Here is a 17,931-nt window from a genome sequence, read left to right as displayed (position 1 = left end):
GCTGCCGCGCCCGGCTGGCGCGCCCGACTGCCGCGCCCGGCTACTCGGCCTTGTCGACCAGGTCGGTGTACCACTTCGGGGCGAGGTCGCTGCAGCTCGCTTCGCCCGCGGTGGTCAGGGAGTCGCGTACGCAGGCGTGGTAGTCGTTGTAGTACAGGCCGAGGCCGATCACGCTGCCGGTGAAGACGATCGTCATCACGCCGGCCAGGATGCCGCCGAGGGCCGGGGTGGTGAGCGGGTTGGGGGCGTCGGCGGGGCGGGCGGGGGTGCCGTCGGCCTGCCGGGCGCCGGGGCGCGGGGAGCGCAGGGCGGTGACGCCCCACAGCACGGCGAGCGCGCCGACGAACAGGGCGACGTAGAAGAGGCCGGCGACGGCGCAGATCAGGGCGGCGATACCGGCCAGGGCCGCGTTGCGGGCGCGCTTCTGCACCGGGTCGTTGGGGTCGAGGCGCGGGGGCTGCGGGGCGGGCCGGTGGCTCCAGCCGCCCTGGTAGCCGGGGCTCCACGGGTGCGGCGGCGGGACCTGCGGGCGCTCGCCGTCGTCGTCGCCCGTGCCACCGCCGGTGCCGTTGCCCGCGCCGTCCGAGGAGTCCGGGTCCGGACCGGGGTTGCGGGGCTGCCACGGCCGGTCCGGGGCATCCGCCGGCGGCGGCGCGAAGGGGTTGCGCTCGCCGGTGTTGTCACCGCTGCTCATGGTTCGGCCATTCCTTGTCGGTCGGTGGGGCGGGTGCCCGCCCTCTATGATCCCGCAGCCCGTGCCGGAGGCGGGAGGAGCCCCCGGGAAGGCGGCGGCGGGGCGGCGGCGGGGAGCCCGGTGCGGGCCCGGCCGGACGGCCGCGGGGGCGCAGGGGGAGCGGTCCGCGGGACCCCACCCGTCCCGCGGCGAGATCCCCGTCTCAACTACGCGCGTAGCGCCATCGGGCCGTTTCGGGAGCCGTCCGACCAGCCGTTATCGTGGTGACGGTCAGCAGCTCGCCAGGGTTCCCGGGCGCCCGCACCGCGGCGGGTTTCCCGTGTGTTCCCCTTCGCTCGACCTGCCGTTCGTAGTGGCCCCACCGCCGGTGGACGTACCAGCGTGCGGCGCCCCGACCTACGGAGAATCGCGCAGTGGCCGCCGCCCCCGCCCAGCTCTTCCCGCCCCGTACGCCCGGTCCGGCCCGCCTGGTGGTGCTGGTCTCCGGTTCCGGCACCAATCTGCAGGCGCTGATCGACGCCGCCGCCGATCCGGCCTTCGGCGCCGAGATCCTCGCCGTCGGAGCGGACCGCGACGCCATCGCCGGACTGGACCGGGCCGAGCGGGCCGGCCTGCCGGTCTTCGTCCACCGGGTGAAGGACTTCGCCGACCGGGCGGACTGGGACCGCGCGCTGACCGCCTCCGTCGCCGCGTACGAGCCGGACCTCGTGGTCACGGCCGGCTTCATGAAGATCCTCGGCCCCGCGTTCATCGCGGCGTTCGCTGGGCGGATCGTCAACACCCACCCCGCGCTGCTGCCCGCCTTCCCCGGTGCGCACGGGGTCGCCGACGCGCTCGCGTACGGGGTGCGGGTCACCGGCTGCACCGTCCACCTGGTCGACGCCGGCGTGGACACCGGGCCGATCATCGCGCAGGGCGTCGTGGAGGTCACCGACGCCGACCACGCCGATGGCGGCGACGCGCTGCACGAGCGCATCAAGACTGTCGAGCGCAAGCTGCTCGTCGACGTCGTGGGCCGGCTGGCCCGCGAGGGTCACCGCATCGAGGACCGAAAGGTATGGATCCCGGCATGAGTGCCAGCTCCACCACCCCCCCTGTCTCCGAGGACATCAGGCCGCTCCGCCGCGCGCTGATCAGCGTGTACGACAAGACCGGCCTGGAGGAGCTGGCCCAGGGCCTGCACGCCGCCGGGGTCGCCATCGTCTCCACCGGCTCCACCGCGGGCCGGATCGCCGCGGCCGGCGTCCCGGTGACCGAGGTCTCCGAGCTGACCGGCTTCCCGGAGTGCCTGGACGGGCGCGTGAAGACGCTGCACCCGCGCGTGCACGCCGGTGTGCTGGCCGACCTGCGCCTGGAGTCGCACCGCGCGCAGCTGGCCGAGCTGGGCGTCGAGCCCTTCGACCTGGTCGTGGTGAACCTGTACCCGTTCAAGGCGACGGTCGCCTCCGGCGCCACCCCGGACGAGTGCGTCGAGCAGATCGACATCGGCGGCCCGAGCATGGTCCGCGCCGCGGCGAAGAACCACCCGTCGGTGGCCGTCGTGGTCGACCCGGCCCGCTACGGCGACGTGCTGAAGGCGGCTCAGGAGGGCGGCTTCGACCTGCTGACCCGCAAGCGCCTCGCCGGTGCCGCGTTCGCGCACACCGCGGCCTACGACGTCGCGGTGGCCAACTGGTTCGAGACCTCCGGCTACACCGGCTCCGAGGAGGCCTTCCCGGCCTTCCTGGGCTCCGCCTTCGAGCGCCAGAACGTGCTGCGCTACGGCGAGAACCCGCACCAGGGCGCCGCGCTGTACACGGACGGCAGCGGTGGACTGGCCGGCGCCGAGCAGCTGCACGGCAAGGAGATGTCGTACAACAACTACGTCGACACCGACGCCGCCCGCCGCGCCGCGTACGACCACGCCGAGCCGGCCGTCGCGATCATCAAGCACGCCAACCCGTGCGGCATCGCGACCGGCGCCGACGTCGCCGAGGCGCACCGCAAGGCGCACGAGTGCGACCCGGTCTCCGCGTACGGCGGCGTGATCGCGGTCAACCGCCCGGTCACCGTCGAGCTGGCCGAGCAGATCGCCCCGATCTTCACCGAGGTCGTCGTCGCCCCGGCGTACGAGGACGGTGCGGTCGAGGTGCTGGCCCGCAAGAAGAACCTGCGCGTGCTGCGCGCCCCCGAGGCGCCGGCCAACCGCCAGGAGGTCCGCCCGATCTCCGGCGGCGTGCTGCTGCAGGAGGCCGACCGCATCCACGCCGACGGCGACGACCCGGCGAACTGGACGCTGGCGACCGGTGAGGCGCTCTCCGCCGGGGAGCTGGCCGAGCTGGCCTTCGCCTGGCGGGCCTGCCGGGCCGTCAAGTCCAACGCGATCCTGCTGGCCAAGGACGGTGCCTCGGTCGGCGTCGGCATGGGCCAGGTCAACCGGGTCGACTCGGCGAAGCTCGCCGTCGAGCGCGCCGGCGAGCGGGCCAAGGGCTCGTTCGCGGCCTCGGACGCCTTCTTCCCGTTCGCGGACGGCCTGAAGATCCTGATCGACGGCGGGGTCCGGGCCGTGGTGCAGCCGGGCGGTTCGATCCGCGACGAAGAGGTGGTCGCGGCGGCCGCCGAGGCCGGCGTCACGATGTACTTCACCGGTACCCGGCACTTCTTCCACTGAGCACCGGCCCCGGAACGGCGGAAGGCCCCGCAACCCCGCGCGAGCGGAGTTGCGGGGCCTTCCCCGTGCGGACGGCGCGTCAGGACTTCACGACGACGCTGTTCATCACCTTGTCGGCGAAGGTCTGCTTCTTGGCGTCCCAGATCGGCCACAGGTAGCCGATGCCGCAGGCCAGCGAGTCCAGGAAGTGGGCGAGCCGGCGGACGAAGGCCATGCCGAAGCCGAGCGGCTGGCCGTCGGCCTCGCGCACCACGCGGATGTTGACGAGCTTCTTGCCCGGGGTCTGGCCGGTCTTGCCCTCGGAGTAGAGCAGCCAGATGCCGGCGACGAGGCCGAGCAGGTAGGCCAGGCCCATGATGGCGATGCCCGCGCCGTTGATGGTCGGCGTGCTGCTGACGCCGGCGCAGTAGCTGTTGAGCTTGGTCGGGGTGCAGGACGGGGCGTCCTCCCAGCCGACCGCGGCACCCACGATGTACAGGATCATGACCGGCACACCGATGATCAGGCCGTCGACCAGCGACGCGGCGACCCGGGAGCCCCAGCCCGCGTAGGACTGCTGCACGTAGCCGGCGTGGCCGCCGTACACGGGCTGGTGCGGGATGCCGTAGCCCGGGGCGGCCTGCTGCGGGTAGCCGTAGCCGGGCGCCGGGGCGGCCTGCTGCGGGTAGCCGTAGCCGGGCTGCTGGCCGTAGGCGGGCTGCTGGGGCTGGCCGTAGCCGGGCTGCTGGCCGTAGGGGTTGTTCGGGTCGGGCGGGTAGCTCATCGATGCCTCCGGGCAGGATGGGACATGGGGACGGATTTCAGGAAGCTTCTGGGGACGGACTGATGAGTGACGGTGCCCGACCGCAGGGCAGACTAGCGAAGCGCACCGACACGCACGAGGGGGATTTCAGGGCCGGGAGATCCCGAGCCGGTGCAACTGCCAGACCCAGGCGGCGGCGAGGGCCCCGCCGAGCAGGGCGTTGCGGCGGCCGTTCGTCTGCTGCCACCACCAGCGGCCGGGGCCCAGCGGGGCGACCAGCAGCGCGGCGAGCGCCGCCACGGTGACCGGGTTCGCCGCCAGCGCGGCGTCCCAACGGCCGTGCCCGGCCTCGATGAAGACGGTGGTGCTGCCGCAGACGGGACACGGCACGCCGGTCAGCCTGCGCAGCGGGCAGAGCACCCCCGGGTCGTGCACGTCGTGCACGGCCGCCACACCGGCGGCGGCCGTGGCGGCGGCGAGGCCGCGCAGCAGGACGCGGAGCAGGCCGCCCTTGAGCGTGCCGGCCGAGCGCTGCCAACGCGCCGTCAGGGTGGCCACGGCTAGTACTCGCCCCGCAGCACGAGCACGACGAGGGCGGCGCTGATCAGGACGGCGAGCACGTTGAGCACGAGGGCGCCGATCGACATCCCGCGGCCCGTGCCGGTGGCGTTGGAGCGGTTGAGTCCGGCGATGGAGATGCCGATGCCGACCAGTCCGAGGAAACCGCCGTAGAAGCAGGTGGTGACGACGGCCACGAAGCCCAGCACCACGGCGGCCATCGCGTACTGGTTGTCGGCGGGCCGGGCGGCGACCGGGTAGTGGACGGGCTGCTGGTGGACGACCGGCGCCTGCGGCTGCTGGTACGGCTGCTGCGGGTAGCCCTGCGGCTGCTGCGGGTACTGCGGAGCCCCGTACGGCGCGTGCGGCTGGGCCCCCGGGCCGCCGTAGGGGCCCGGCGGAGTCTGGTACGGATTGCTCACTCGTTCTTCCCCCGGGTACGTCCCCGCCGTGCGCCGTCGGCCCGTCACGGGGCGGGGCGCGGCAGGGATTGCGCCCATATCGTCGACCCGACGACAGCGTGCTGTCCAGCCGCGCCCGGGAACCGGACGCAACTGTGGCGCAACCGCAATGCGATCCACACGTTCCGTATCGGTGCGGACCGCGTGCGTTCCGGCCCGGGGCCGGCTCCCGGGACCGTGCCGCCCGCGGCACGGAGTACCGCCCGGATCCGGGAGAATGGGGTCATGACTGCCCAGATTCTCGATGGCAAGGCCACGGCTGCCGCGATCAAGTCCGAACTCGCCGTCCGCGTGGCGGCCCTCAAGGAGCGGGGCGTCGTCCCCGGTCTCGGCACCGTCCTCGTCGGTGACGACCCGGGCAGCCGGTGGTACGTCAACGGCAAGCACAAGGACTGCGCCGAGGTCGGCATCGCGTCGATCCAGCGCGAGCTGCCCGCCACCGCCACCCAGGAGGACGTCGAGAACGTCGTCCGCGAGCTCAACGCCGACCCGGCCTGCACCGGCTACATCGTCCAGCTCCCGCTGCCCAAGGGCCTGGACCAGAACCCGGTGCTGGAGCTGATGGACCCGGACAAGGACGCCGACGGCCTGCACCCCACCTCGCTGGGCCGCCTGGCGCTGGGCATCACCGGCCCGCTGCCGTGCACCCCGCTGGGCATCGTCGAGCTGCTGCGCCGCCACGAGGTCGCGATCGACGGCGCCGAGGTGGTCGTGATCGGCCGCGGTGTCACGGTCGGCCGCTCGATCGGCCTGCTGCTCACCCGAAGGAGTGAGAACGCGACGGTCACCCTCTGCCACACCGGCACCCGGGACCTCGCCTTCCACCTGCGCAAGGCCGACATCGTGATCGCCGCCGCCGGGGTGCCGCACCTGGTCAAGCCGGAGGACGTCAAGCCCGGCGCGGCCGTGCTGGACGTCGGCGTCAGCCGCAGCGAGGGCCGGATCGTCGGCGACGTGCACCCCGGCGTGGCCGAGGTCGCGGGCTGGATCTCCCCGAACCCGGGCGGCGTCGGCCCGATGACCCGCGCCATGCTGCTGAACAACATCGTCGAGGCGGCCGAGCGCCGCGCCGGCATCTGACCCCGGAGGGGCGAGGAGCGATGAGCGAGCCAAGGCCGGCGCGGTCCCGGCGCACGCCGGTCCGGACCACCGGCACCCTGCCCCCCGAGGGGTCGCGGGCCGCGTTGGGCCGCGAACACGCCCTGCCCGTCCGCCAGTGGCCGATAACCCTGGTGCTGCTGGTGGTGGGCGCCGGACTGGCGGTCACCTGGTTCGCCGACTTCGAGGAGGGCTTCAAGTTCGGGCTGCTGATCCTCGGCGGCGGGGTGCTGCTCGGCGCCCTGCTGCGGCTGGTGCTGCCCGAGGTCGGCATGCTGGCGGTGCGCAGCCGTTTCACCGACGTGATCGTGCTGACCTTCCTGGGCGCCTCGATCGTCTTCCTGACGCTGGTGGCGCAGCCCAATCCGTGGCTGGAGGTGCCGCTGACCAACATCGGGCAGCTCATCGGCCGTCCCCGGCACTGAACCGCCGTCCCGCCGCCGCGGCCCCGTCCGGATCCCTCCGGGCGGGGCCGCTGCCGTCTGTGACGAAGCAGCCACGACCGCACCCGAGGAATACGCCTCGCTTTGCGATAACCTGGCGCCGGTCTCTCGATGTCGAGAGATCATCCGCGGCTCCAGTGCGCCGGCGTGCCTGGGGCACCTGGCGATTTGCTGGAGAAGGTAGAAATGACCCGCACCCCCGTCAACGTCACCATCACCGGAGCGGCCGGCCAGATCGGCTACGCCCTGCTCTTCCGCATCGCCTCGGGCCACCTGCTCGGCGCCGACGTGCCGGTGAACCTGCGCCTGCTGGAGATCCCGCAGGGCCTCAAGGCCGCCGAGGGCACCGCGATGGAGCTCGACGACTGCGCGTTCCCGCTGCTTCGCGACATCAAGATCACCGACAGCCCGAACGAGGCCTTCGACGGCGCCAACGTCGCCCTGCTGGTCGGCGCCCGCCCGCGCACCGCCGGCATGGAGCGCGGCGACCTGCTGCAGGCCAACGGCGGCATCTTCGGCCCGCAGGGCAAGGCCATCAACGACCACGCCGCGGACGACATCAAGGTCCTGGTCGTCGGCAACCCGGCCAACACCAACGCCCTGATCGCCCAGCGCAACGCCCCGGACGTCCCGGCCGAGCGCTTCACCGCGATGACCCGCCTGGACCACAACCGCGCGGTCGCCCAGCTCGCCAAGAAGACCGGCGCCGCCGTCTCCGAGATCAAGCGCCTCACCATCTGGGGCAACCACTCGGCGACCCAGTACCCGGACATCTTCCACGCCGAGGTCGCCGGCAAGGCCGGCTTCGACGCCATCGGCAACGACCAGGCGTGGCTGGAGGGCGACTTCATCCCGACCGTCGCCAAGCGCGGCGCGGCCATCATCGACGCCCGCGGCGCCTCCTCGGCCGCCTCGGCCGCCAACGCCGCCATCGACCACGTGCACACCTGGGTCAACGGCACCGCCGAGGGCGACTGGACCTCCATGGGCATCGTCTCCGACGGCTCCTACGGCGTCCCGGCCGGCCTGATCTCCTCCTTCCCGGTCACCACCAAGGGCGGCGAGTTCGAGATCGTCCAGGGCCTGGAGATCTCCGAGTTCTCCCGCGGCCGCATCGACGCCTCGGTCAACGAGCTGGCCGAGGAGCGCGACGCGGTCCAGGCGCTCGGCCTGATCTGAGCCCGGCCCGCACCCGCAGCACCGCACGGCCCGCCGCTTCCCTTCCGGGAGGCGGCGGGCCGTCGCCCTACACTGGCCCGCTGTGAACGAAACCCTCGGTGACGCGGCCGTCGCCCTCGCCCTCGTCGCCCTGGGCGGACTGCTCACCTCGACCGTGCTGCGCCCGGTGGCCCGGCTGGTCGCCCGCTCCGCCGACCTGGCGGTCCGCCTGCTCGGCGGCGGCGACCCGTCGGCCGGGCGCGACTCGATGAGCTCAGAGGAGCTGCGCGGCCTGGTCGCCGCCAACACCGAACTCGGCAGCGACGAACGGGCGCTGATCGCCGACGTGTTCGCGGCCGGCGAGCGCCAGCTGCGCGAGGTGATGGTCCCGCGCACCGAGGTCACCTTCCTGGACGCCGACCGCCCGCTCGACGAGGTCCGCGAGCAGGCCGCCTCCTCCCCGCACTCCCGCTACCCGGTGGTCGAGGGCAGCTACGACGCCGTCACCGGCTTCGTGCACGTCCGTGACCTGTACGGGGCCCGCGGCGAGCAGGCCGTGCGGGTCCGCGACCTGGCCCGCCCGGTCAAGCTGCTGCCCGGCACCAAGCGGGTGCTGGAGGCGATGGGCGAGATGCGCCGCGAGGGCCACCACCTGGCCATCGTCGTCGACGAGTACGGCGGCACGGCCGGCATCGTCACCCTGGAGGACCTCGTCGAGGAGGTGATCGGCGAGATCCGCGACGAGTACGACGCCCACCGCCCGCCCACCGCCCGCCGGTTGGCCGGCGGCGGGATGGAGCTGGACGGGCTGCTCAACCTCGCCGACTTCACCGAGGAGACCGGCGTCACCCTGCCCGAGGGCCCGTACGAGACGGTGGCGGGCTGCCTGGTCGCGGGGCTCGGGCGGCTGCCCGAGAAGGGCGACCAGGTCCGGATCGACGACCGGGTGCTGCTGACCGTCGCGGCGACGGAGGGCCGGCGGATCTCCCGCATCCGGGTGAGTGCCGTCACACTGTCGGAACCTCCAGCCGCAGAGGTTTCCTGACCGGACGGTGGAACTGGAACAATGGCGCCATGGTCAACGCAGCGGTCACCGGTCCGGCCCAGGGCCGTCCCCGGGTGCTCTCCGGCATCCAGCCCACCTCCGGCTCGTTCCACCTCGGCAACTACCTCGGCGCGGTGCGCCAGTGGGTCGACCTCCAGGAGGCCAACGACGCCTTCTACATGGTCGTCGACCTGCACGCGATCACCGTCGAGCAGGATCCGGTGGCGCTGCGCGAGAACACCCGGATCTCCGCCGCCCAGCTGCTCGGTGCCGGCCTCGACCCGGAGCGCTGCACCCTGTTCGTCCAGTCGCACGTGCCCGAGCACGCGCAGCTCGGCTGGGTGATGAACTGCCTCACCGGCTTCGGCGAGGCGTCCCGGATGACCCAGTTCAAGGACAAGTCCGCCAAGCAGGGCTCCGCGGGCACCTCGGTCGGCCTGTTCACGTACCCGATCCTGCAGATCGCCGACATCCTGCTCTACCAGGCGGACGCCGTGCCGGTCGGCGAGGACCAGCGCCAGCACCTGGAGCTCACCCGCGACCTCGCGGAGCGCTTCAACACCCGCTACAGCCCGACCTTCACCGTGCCCAAGCCGTACATCCTCAAGGAGACGGCCAAGATCCTGGACCTCCAGGACCCGGGCGCCAAGATGAGCAAGTCCGCGTCCTCCGCCAAGGGCCTGGTGAACCTGCTCGACGAGCCCAAGGCGAGCGCCAAGAAGTTCAAGAGCGCCGTCACCGACACCGGCACCGTCGTCTCCTACGACGAGGAGGAGAAGGCAGGCGTCTCCAACCTGCTGCGCATCCACTCCGCGCTGAGCGGCCGGTCGGTCGACGAGCTGGTCGCCCACTTCGAGGGCCGGATGTACGGCGCCCTGAAGACCGAGCTGGCCGAGCTGTTCAGCGAGTGGGTGACGCCCTTCCAGGAGCGCACCCGCGGCTTCCTGGACGACCCGGCCGAGCTGGACCGGGTGCTGGCGATCGGCGCCGAGAAGGCCCGCGCGGTGGCCTCCGAGACGCTCGCCACCGTGTACGACCGGATCGGCTTCCTCCCGGCCGCCAAGCGGTGACCCCACTGACGAGCCTGCCCGGTGGTGGCGACCTCCCCGAGGTCGTCACCATCGGCGTGTCGGTGAGCGTCCCGGAGCCGTACGCCACGGAGATCCAGGACGCGCGGGCGGGGCACGGCGACCCGCTGGCCCGGTCGATACCCACCCACGTGACGCTGCTGCCGCCCACCGGGCTGCCCTCGGAGCAGTTGCCGCTGGTGGAGCGGCACCTGGCCGAAGTGGCGCGCGCCCACCGGCCGTTCCGGATGCTGCTGCAGGGCGGCGGCACCTTCCGGCCGGTCTCCCCGGTGGTCTACGTCCGGGTCGAGGAGGGCGCGCACGAGTGCCGGCTGCTGGAGGCGGACGTCCGCTCCGGCCCGCTGGCCCGGGAGCTGGCCTTCCCGTACCACCCGCACGTGACGGTCGCGCACGGCCTGCCGGAGGACGTCCTCGACGAGGCGTACGAGAAGGCGCGCACCTTCCAGGGCTCGTTCACCGTGCCGGGGTTCAGCCTGTCCCGGTTCGACGCCGACGAGGTCTGGCGGCCCTGGCGGGCGTACGACTTCGGCTGACCGCCGGTCAGCCGCGGCCGAGCGCGAGCAGCCGGTCCACCACCCGGGCCGCGGCGCCGCCGTCGTCCAGCGCGCAATGCGTCGCGCGGAACCGCCGGTAGCGCTCGGCGTCGGCACCGGGCAGCCGGCCGGTGTCGGCCAGTGCGCGCAGCGCCGCCAGCAGCGCCGCCTGGGTCGGCACCAGCGGGCCGGGGGCCTGCGCCTCGAAGTCGAAGCAGAAGCCGCGCAGGGTGTCCCGGTAGTGCTCCAGGTCGTAGGTGAAGAAGAGCACCGGCCGGCCGGTGATGGCGAAGTCGAACATGATCGAGGAGTAGTCGGTCACCAGCACGTCGGCCGCCAGCAGCAGGTCCTGGACGTCGGGGTAGTCGGCGACGTCGTACAGGAAGCCGTCCCCGGCGCCCGGCAGCGGCTCGCGGACGTGCGCGTGCGGGCGGACCAGCAGGACGTGGTCGGCGCCGAGCGCCCGCCGGGCCGCCGCGGGGTCGATCCGCAGGTCCAGCCGGAAGCCCTCGCCGTCGCCGCGCCGGCGGTCCTCGCGCCAGGTCGGCGCGTACAGCACCACCCGCCGGTCCGCGGGCACGCCCAGCCGGCTCCGCACCGCGGCGGCCCGGGCCGGGTCCTGCCGGGCGAGCACGTCGTTGCGCGGGTAGCCGGACTCCAGGACCTCGCCGCCGTAGCGGAAGGCGCGGCGCAGGATCGGGGTGGCGAACGGACTGGGGGAGAGCAGCACGCTCCAGTGCGGCACCTCGCGGGCCAGTAGGTCCAGGTAGCCGTGGTCGGCGAGCCAGGGGTTCTCGACGTCGAACGCGATCCGCTTGAGCAGCGCGCCGTGCCAGGTCTGCAGCACCACCTGCCCGGGGCGCCGGCACAGGAACTCCGGGAAGTGCGTGTTGCCGACCAGGTAGCGGCAGGTGGCCAGTGCCTCGTACCACTCGGGGCTCCAGACCCGTACCGCCCGCACCCCGGCCGGCAGCGCCGCCTGGGCGTCGTCGACCGTCCACAGGTGCTCCAACGGCTCGCCGCGCCGGGCGAGTTCGGCGTGCACCGCGCGCGGTGAGTCGGCGTAGCCGCGCCCGCCGAAGACGTCGTACAGCACCGCCGGGCGCAGCGGCCGGCGCCGGGCGGCCGGGTACCCGGCGGTGCGCAGCCGCCGCTGGGCGTACGCGCTGCGCTCGGCGGGGCCGAGCACCGGGGTGGAGTCCACCAGCAGCGTGTCGTACCAGCGGCGCTGCAGCAGCACCCGCTTGCCGCCGGCCTCGGCGGCGGCGGGCACGGCGGGGAGCACGGCCGATCCGGCGAGCAGCGGGCGGGCCGGGCCCGCCCCGCCGCCGGCCGGGTGCAGGGCGGCCTCCCAGATGCCCTTGCGCAGCGGCAGCGCGGTGCCGTCGGAGCCGGTCCTGGTGATCGGCAGGGTGACCCGGAACCGGCCGCCGGCGCCGAGGGCGACCGGCCGGCGCAGCTCCCCGGCGCTGCCGCCGTGGCGCAGCACCAGGTCGAGCGGTCCGGTACCCGGTCGGGGGCAGCTGCCGGTCAGCTCGAAGCCGTCGGCGCGGACGGCGATCCGCTCGATCCAGGCCGCGGCGGGCCGCACGCAGAGCTGGAGCCGGCCGTCGGCGAGGTGCTTGAGGTGCAGGACGCGGTCGGGTGCGTCGGGCAGCGGGTGCTGGCCGGCGACCGGGCGGGCGCGCTCGTCGAGGGTGAGCGGTTCGGTGGAGCCGTCGGGGCGCAGCAGTTCGACGTCCCAGTGCTCCAGGTCGCCCGCCCCGCGCCCGTCCGCGGTGAACGGCGGGTACGGCAGCGCGGCGGTGAGGCCGTCGCCGCGCACGCCGACCGGCCGCAGCAGGGCGGCACCGCTCTCGCGGTGGTGCAGCCGCAGCAGGCTGCCGGGCGGGCAGTGGTCGGCGGCGCCGTGCAGGACGAGGCCGTCGGGGCCGGGCACGGCGGCGGTGATCCGTACGGCGGGGCGCTCCAGCCGCAGCCGCAGCCCGTCGTCGGCGAAGTACGGCTGGAGCCGGACGGCGCGGTCGACCCAGCGGGCGAGCGGGTACTCGCCGGAGCCGCACCAGTGCGGGGCGAGGGCGCCGTACCGGCGGCGCAGCCGGGTGGGGCGGGGGCGGGTGAGCAGCGCGGCCTCGATCCGCCAGTCGCCGAGCAGCCACCGCCCGGCGCGGTGCAGCCGGTGCGGTTCGAGCAGGGCGGTGAAGCCGGACCAGTCGTGGGCGTACCGGGCCTGGGCGCTGTCGTCGGTGATCTCGGGCAGGCGGCGGGGGCGGGAGCGCAGCCGGACCGGCGGCTCGCCGTCGTGGCGGTACAGGGTGAGCCGGGTCCAGGCGGAGCCGGGGCTGCCGGTGTCCTCGCGGTCGGGGCGGGCGTAGCCGGTGAGTTCCAGGCCGCGGGGGGTCCAGCGGCTGCGCAGCAGGCCGAACGCGGTGTCGTCGGCGGGGCGGGGGGCGGTACCGGCCGTGGTGCGCGCAGGGACGGGCCGGGTACGGACGTGCATGGCGGGTCGCCTTTCCCAGGGGGAATTTCAATTCCACCGGGAAGGGCGACCCGCCGTCAATTCTCGATATTCCGGCGAATTCGATCGGGAGTTCTCCGAAATGAATTCCGTTCGATCGCCGGAATGCCGGGTGCCGCTACTGGCGCAGCATCGCGTCGACCACGCGGCCGGCCGCCCCGCCGTCGTCCAGGTCGCAGTACGCCTGGCGGAAGGCGGAGTACCGGTCGGCGTACTCGGCCGCCACCTCGTCCACCCGGCCGAGCGCGCCGATCAGCTCCTCCGAGGTGGCCAGCAGCGGGCCGGGCACCTCGGCCTCGAAGTCGAGGCTGAAGCCGCGCAGGTTGTCGCGGTAGTGCTCCAGGTCGTACGTGTAAAACAGCACCGGCTTGCCGGTGGCCGCGAAGTCGAACACGGTCGACGAGTAGTCCGTCACCAGCACGTCCGCGACCAGCAGCAGCTCCGCGATGTCGGGGTAGCTGCCGACGTCCCACACGTAGCCGTTGCCGGCCCCGGGCACCTGGCCGCACATCACCGCGTGCCGGCGTACCAGCAGCACCTGGTCGTCGCCCAGCGAGGCCCGCATGGCCGCCAGGTCGAGCCGCAGGTCCATCTGGTAGCCGCCCTGCGGGCGCCGGCGGTCCTCGCGGAAGGTCGGCGCGTACAGGACGACCTTCTTGCCCTCGGGCAGGCCGAGCCGCTCCCGGACCTGCTCGGCGGTCTTCTCCCGGTCGGCCGCGAACAGCAGGTCGTTGCGCGGCGCGCCGGACTCCACGATCTCGCCCTTGAAGTCGAACGCGCGGCGCAGCACCGGGGTGGAGAAGCGGTTGCCGGAGACCAGCAGGCTCCAGTTCGGGACCTCGACGGCGAGGCCCTTCAGGTAGTTCGAGTCGGTGAACCAGACCTTCTCGAAGTCGTACCCGACCTGCTTCAGCGGGGTGCCGTGCCAGGTCTGCACGACCACCTGGCCCGGCCGGCGGACGAAGAAGTCGGGCAGGTGGGTGCCGGTGACGATGTACTTGGCGGTGGCCAGCGCCTCGAACCACTCCGGGCTCCAGAGCCGGATCCCGGTCGCGGTCTGCGGCAGGTCGGCCTGCAGGTCGTCGCTGCCCCACAGGTGCTCCAGCGGCAGGCCGCGGCGCACCAGCTCCTCGTGGATCGCCCGCGCCGAGTCCGCGTAGTGGCCGCCGAGCGCGCCGTTGTAGAGCACGGCGTCGCGCACCGGGTGGCGCCGGGCGGCCGGGTAGTCCACCGAGCGCAGCTGGCGCTGGCGGAAGCCGCTGCGCTCCTCGGGCAGCAGAGCCGAGTGCGACTCCAGGGAGAGCCCGTCGTCGTAGCGGCGCTCCAGCGCGATCCGCTTGCCCCGGGACTCCACCTCCAGCGGCAGCGCCGGGTGGCAGGAGGGCGCGATCAGCGCGTGCGGCCACGGCGCGTCGGCCGCCCCGCCGACCGGGCGGAACACGACCTCCCAGGTGCCCTTGGTGAGCGGCACCGAGCCCGCGAAGGAGGCGGTCGGCACGGTGGGCAGCGAGGCCCGGAAGCGGCCGTCGGCGATCTCCACCGGGTAGACGTGCTCCTCCTCGCGCCACTGGTGGCGGACCACCAGCTCGTAGCGGTGGGTGCCCGGCAGCGGGAAGGAGCCGTCGAGCAGGAAGCCGTCGGCGCCGCGCGCGGTGAGCCCCTCGACCACCGGCTGGAGCAGCTGGTCGCACAGCTCCAGGTAGCCGTCCGAGGACGCCTTGGAGTACAGCGCCCGCCGCTCGGCGGCGGGGGCCTGCGGGTTCAGCGCGACGTGCAGCCGCTCCGGCGGCCGGCGCTCGTCGAAGGCCACCGGCACCAGGGTGCCGTCGGCCAGCAGCAGCGCGGCCTCCCAGCTGTCCCGGGTGCGCTCCTCGGCGACCGGGTCGAGCTCGGCCCACGCCTCCCGGACGGCGGTCAGCTCGGCGACCCCGACGGAGGCGGCGAACGGCTGGCTCAGGCCGGCCGGGGTGCCCAGCTCCAGCGGCAGCAGCAGCTCGCGGTCGGACTCCAGGTGGGTCAGCTGCAGCCGGGCCCCGGCGAGGTCCGGGCCGGAGCGGACGGCGCCGGTGATCTCCACCCGGCCGGCCGCCGCGGCCAGCCCGGTCACCCGGGCGCGCACGGTCTCGACCTTCAGGTAGACGTGCCCGTCGCGCACCCACGGCACGATCCGGACGTCCTGGTCCACCCAGTGCGGCGGGATGTGCGCGGCGGTGTCGCTCCAGCCGGCCGAGATGCGCCCCTTGTAGACGCCGCCCTTGCCGACGCCGGCCACCAGCACCCGCCAGTGGCCGTCCTTCCACTGCCCGCGGTGCTTGAGGCGCTTGGGGTCGATGGAGGCGGTGAACCCGGCCCAGTCGCAGTTGTACAGGTCGTGGTTGCAGCTCGCGGTGGCCTCGGGGCTGTACTGCGCCTTGGTCTGGACGGCCAGCACCCGGCGGCCCTTGGCCTCGCGCAGCACCAGCACCTTGACCATGTCGTGCCGGTTCTCGGCGCCCAGCTGCTCCGGGTACGCGTGCCCGGTCAGCTGCAGGCGGCCGCCCACCCAGCCGGTCTCGTACAGCCGGCTCCGCATGACCAGCGAGTTCTCCAGGCGCAGCACGCTGCTGGGCACGCTCTTGCGGCCGCCGCGCAGGAACGGGTAGTCCGCGTACGGGCGCAGCAGACCGCGGGCCGGGGCGCCGCCGTTGCTCTCGCCCTCGAACTTGATCTGCTCGACCAGCTCGTCGATCCGGCCCGAGAGGGTCAGGTGGTACTTCAGCCGCAGCGGCGCGCGCAGCTTGCGGACCTGCTCCGGGCCGATCGACCGGAGAAGCCGGCTGACGTGCTGCTGGTAGGCGGCCCGGTATTCCTGGTCGCCGTCCACGACGGACCAGAAGAACATCGGGATCTCCTCGACGAGGGTGTTCTCGTCGTAGGAGCGCAGGTACTCCGCGAAGCGCGGCTCGGTCTGCTTCCGCAGCCAGCCGCGGACCAGCTCCACCGAGGCGACCCGGTCGACCAGGCCCTTCGGGTTGGTGCGCATCTGGGTGATCGACATCTCGCCGACCTCGCGCTCGCGCCAGTGGTAGATCGGCTCGGCGAGCACGTCCACGCTGGTGGCGAGGTAGTGGTGCGGCACGCTGACCGGGGCGTCCTCGTACAGGATGCCCTCGGGGTACAGCAGCCCGGCCGCGTCGAAGAACGAGCGGCGGTACACCTTGTTCCACGCGGTGCGGTCGGTGACCAGCGCCGGGATCTCGGTGATGTGGGTCTTGAGGCGGGTCTCCTTGAACGGCTTCACGTGCCCGCCGGACTGGTAGTACCCGACCGCCCGGAAGCGCAGCACGTTGCCGGTGGCGAAGTCCGAGCCGGTCTCGTCCAGCGTGTTGATCATGAGCTCGTACGCGCTGGGCGGCATCGAGTCGTCACTGTCGACGAAGCAGAGGAACTCGCCGTCCGGGTCGATGTGCCGGATGCCGGTGTTGCGGGCCGCCCCCAGGCCCTTGTTCACCTGGCGCACCAGCCGGAAGCGGGAGTCCTTGGCCGCGTACTCCTCGGCCAGCGCGGCGCTGCTGTCCTTGGACCCGTCGTCGACCATGACGCACTCGAAGTCCGCGAAGGTCTGGGCGGCGATCGAGTCTAGGCACTCGATCAGGTAGCGCTCGACGTTGTAGATCGGGACGACGATGGAGAGGCGGGGAGCCATCGGCTACGCGGCCTTTCTCGGGAGGGGAGCGTGGCCGCCCGCAGGGGTCAGGCCGCACTGTGAAACCGGTGCGTACGTGCGCCTCGATCCTACCCGGCGGCTCCCGGGGCCCCCGGGGGCCGCCGAGTACGGTCCCCGCCGCCCGCGGACCCGGTACGCCTCACCGGCTTTCGCCGGGCCCGCCGGTATAACCGGACGGTGGACTTCCTGACCCGCCTCCCGGTGATCGGCCCGCTCGCGGCGAGGGTGCTGCGCAGCCGCCCGTACCGCGTCTACCTGCACTTCACCGCGGCCCGGGGCAACAGGCTGGCCGGCGCCGTCACCTTCTTCGGCTTCCTGGCGCTGTTCCCGCTGCTCACCGTGGCCCTGGCGATCGCCGTCGCGGCCCTGAGCGACAGCCGGATCGACGACCTGCAGGAACGCATCTCCGACCAGCTGCCGGGCCTGTCCGACTCGCTGAACCTGCCGTCCCTGGTCGCCAACGCCGGCACCGTCGGGCTGATCAGCGGCGTCCTGCTGCTGCTCTCCGGCCTCGGCTGGGTGGACACCATGCGCGGCTCGATCCGGGACGTCTGGCAGCTGCCCGAGGAGGAGGGCAACCCGGTGGTCCGCAAGGCCTGGGACTGCGTGGTGCTGCTCGGGCTCGGCCTGGTCGCGCTGCTCTCCCTGGGCGCCTCCGCGGCCGGGACCACCCTGGCCGGGCAGCTCGCCGAGTGGATCGGCCTCGCCTCCGACGGGCCCGGCGGCTACCTGCTGACGCTGGTCGGGCTGGCCGTCGCGGTCGCCTCCGACATGCTGCTCTTCGGCTACCTGCTGGCGCCGTTCCCTCGGATCGGGCACCAGCGGCGGCGGGTCCTGGTGCAGGGCGCGCTGATCGGCGCGGTCGGCTTCGAGCTGCTGAAGATCCTGCTGGCCTCCTACCTCGGCTCGGTGGCGGGCAAGAGCCTGTACGGGGCGTTCGGCGTGCCGGTCGCCCTGCTGCTGTGGATCAACTTCGTCTGCCGGCTGCTGATGTACTGCGTCTCCTGGACGGCCACCGCCGACGGCCCGGCCGCCCGCGACCGGGCCCGGGAGCGGGCCCGGGAGGCGGTCGCGGCGGCCGACGAGGAGGAGCGGGCCGAACGCGAGGAGCGGGCCCGCGCCTGAGGAACGGGCCCGGGCCGTCAGGGCTGCCTGCGCCGGCGCTGGCGCCGCAGCACCAGCACCGCCACCGCGCCGGCGGCCACCGCGCCGAGCGCCAGGCCGGCCGCGCCGAACC

The 17,931-nt window shown here is 73.7% G+C and carries 15 protein-coding genes; 9 read left to right on the top strand and 6 right to left on the bottom strand.

Translation table 11 applies throughout. The features are described 5' to 3' along the window. Positions 1-40: 40 nt before the first annotated feature. Complete coding sequence (locus ACWGB8_RS14345; protein WP_452213512.1) at positions 41-694, bottom strand: hypothetical protein; 654 nt, start codon at positions 692-694, stop codon at positions 41-43. 413 nt (positions 695-1,107) lie between these two features. Here ACWGB8_RS14345 and purN point away from each other — a divergent pair, with 413 nt between their 5' ends. Further along, positions 1,108-1,767 carry a phosphoribosylglycinamide formyltransferase gene (purN, locus tag ACWGB8_RS14340; RefSeq protein WP_452213511.1) on the top strand — a complete coding sequence of 220 codons (660 nt, stop codon included), beginning with the start codon at positions 1,108-1,110 and terminating at the stop codon, positions 1,765-1,767. Continuing rightward, a complete protein-coding gene (gene purH, locus ACWGB8_RS14335) occupies positions 1,764-3,344 on the top strand; it encodes a bifunctional phosphoribosylaminoimidazolecarboxamide formyltransferase/IMP cyclohydrolase (RefSeq protein ID WP_452213509.1) in 1,581 nt (526 codons plus the stop codon). The genes purN and purH overlap by 4 nt, the downstream gene beginning before the upstream one ends. 79 nt (positions 3,345-3,423) lie before the next feature. Here purH and ACWGB8_RS14330 read toward each other — a convergent pair whose 3' ends face one another. The 3 genes from ACWGB8_RS14330 to ACWGB8_RS14320 all read right to left on the bottom strand — a co-directional run bounded on the left by ACWGB8_RS14330 (position 3,424) and on the right by ACWGB8_RS14320 (position 5,066). Continuing rightward, positions 3,424-4,107, bottom strand: coding sequence for an RDD family protein (locus ACWGB8_RS14330; protein ID WP_452213507.1), 684 nt, complete (start codon positions 4,105-4,107; stop codon positions 3,424-3,426). 126 nt (positions 4,108-4,233) lie between these two features. After that, complete coding sequence (locus tag ACWGB8_RS14325; RefSeq protein WP_452213506.1) at positions 4,234-4,644, bottom strand: DUF2752 domain-containing protein; 411 nt, start codon at positions 4,642-4,644, stop codon at positions 4,234-4,236. Between the two features lie 2 nt (positions 4,645-4,646). Continuing rightward, positions 4,647-5,066: a hypothetical protein gene (locus ACWGB8_RS14320; protein ID WP_452213504.1), complete on the bottom strand. Its 420-nt coding sequence runs from the start codon at positions 5,064-5,066 to the stop codon at positions 4,647-4,649. Positions 5,067-5,330: 264 nt separating this feature from the next. Here ACWGB8_RS14320 and ACWGB8_RS14315 point away from each other — a divergent pair, with 264 nt between their 5' ends. The 6 genes from ACWGB8_RS14315 (at position 5,331) to ACWGB8_RS14290 (ending at position 10,470) form a co-directional block, all read left to right on the top strand. Next, positions 5,331-6,185 carry a bifunctional methylenetetrahydrofolate dehydrogenase/methenyltetrahydrofolate cyclohydrolase gene (locus tag ACWGB8_RS14315; RefSeq protein WP_452213502.1) on the top strand — a complete coding sequence of 285 codons (855 nt, stop codon included), beginning with the start codon at positions 5,331-5,333 and terminating at the stop codon, positions 6,183-6,185. A 20-nt stretch (positions 6,186-6,205) separates the two neighbouring features. Continuing rightward, positions 6,206-6,628, top strand: a complete 423-nt coding sequence (locus ACWGB8_RS14310) for a DUF3017 domain-containing protein (RefSeq protein WP_452213501.1) — start codon at positions 6,206-6,208, stop codon at positions 6,626-6,628. A gap of 204 nt (positions 6,629-6,832) precedes the next feature. After that, entirely contained in the window at positions 6,833-7,825 is a 993-nt protein-coding gene (locus ACWGB8_RS14305) for a malate dehydrogenase (RefSeq protein WP_452213499.1), read from the top strand. An 82-nt stretch (positions 7,826-7,907) separates the two neighbouring features. Beyond that, the gene (locus ACWGB8_RS14300) at positions 7,908-8,849 is read left to right on the top strand and encodes a hemolysin family protein (protein WP_452213497.1); all 942 of its coding nucleotides are present in this window, start codon (positions 7,908-7,910) and stop codon (positions 8,847-8,849) included. Positions 8,850-8,878: 29 nt separating this feature from the next. Continuing rightward, positions 8,879-9,919 carry a tryptophan--tRNA ligase gene (gene trpS / locus ACWGB8_RS14295; RefSeq protein ID WP_452213495.1) on the top strand — a complete coding sequence of 347 codons (1,041 nt, stop codon included), beginning with the start codon at positions 8,879-8,881 and terminating at the stop codon, positions 9,917-9,919. Next, entirely contained in the window at positions 9,916-10,470 is a 555-nt protein-coding gene (locus ACWGB8_RS14290) for a 2'-5' RNA ligase family protein (protein WP_452213493.1), read from the top strand. Before trpS ends, ACWGB8_RS14290 begins: the two co-directional genes overlap by 4 nt. Before the next feature lie 7 nt (positions 10,471-10,477). On the opposite strand, the gene ACWGB8_RS14285 is transcribed toward ACWGB8_RS14290, so the two are convergent. Beyond that, positions 10,478-12,970 carry a CDP-glycerol glycerophosphotransferase family protein gene (locus ACWGB8_RS14285; RefSeq protein WP_452213491.1) on the bottom strand — a complete coding sequence of 831 codons (2,493 nt, stop codon included), beginning with the start codon at positions 12,968-12,970 and terminating at the stop codon, positions 10,478-10,480. Between the two features lie 136 nt (positions 12,971-13,106). Beyond that, positions 13,107-16,673, bottom strand: a complete 3,567-nt coding sequence (locus tag ACWGB8_RS14280; protein WP_452213489.1) for a bifunctional glycosyltransferase/CDP-glycerol:glycerophosphate glycerophosphotransferase — start codon at positions 16,671-16,673, stop codon at positions 13,107-13,109. Positions 16,674-16,871: 198 nt separating this feature from the next. On the opposite strand from ACWGB8_RS14280, the gene ACWGB8_RS14275 reads away from it, so the two are divergent. Beyond that, entirely contained in the window at positions 16,872-17,819 is a 948-nt protein-coding gene (locus ACWGB8_RS14275; protein ID WP_452213487.1) for a YihY/virulence factor BrkB family protein, read from the top strand. Positions 17,820-17,931 lie beyond the last annotated feature (112 nt).

This window comes from Kitasatospora sp. NPDC054939, assembly GCF_053610105.1.
This window is presented reverse-complemented; position numbering and strand designations above follow the sequence as displayed.